At 42.0% G+C, this 255-nt stretch carries 1 protein-coding gene; it reads left to right on the top strand.

Translation table 11 applies throughout. The features are described 5' to 3' along the window. Nucleotides 1–255 (top strand): WxL protein peptidoglycan domain-containing protein (locus P3R27_RS15600; RefSeq protein ID WP_301399227.1); only part of this gene is annotated, 255 nt, incomplete at both ends.

Here is a 255-nt window from a genome sequence, read left to right as displayed (position 1 = left end):
CTATTATTGGTTAGTTTATTGGTACCGATGCGCGTGGGGGCAGAAGAAGGAACGTTGAATTTCTATGTAACACCGGAGTTCTCAGACAATCAAAAGTCAGGAAATGATCGTTATTTTCAATTAAATCTTGCGCCAGATGCGACAGAAAAGTTGACATTGAAACTACAAAACGCCAATGCCGAAGCAAAGAAAATCAAAATTACGCCACATACTGCGTATACGAACGTGATGGGGGTCGTCGAATACGGACAAGAC

The sequence above is a fragment of the Enterococcus spodopteracolus genome (genome assembly GCF_030441955.1).
In the GTDB taxonomy this organism is placed as follows: Bacteria; Bacillota; Bacilli; order Lactobacillales; family Enterococcaceae; genus Enterococcus_B; species Enterococcus_B spodopteracolus.
This window is presented reverse-complemented; position numbering and strand designations above follow the sequence as displayed.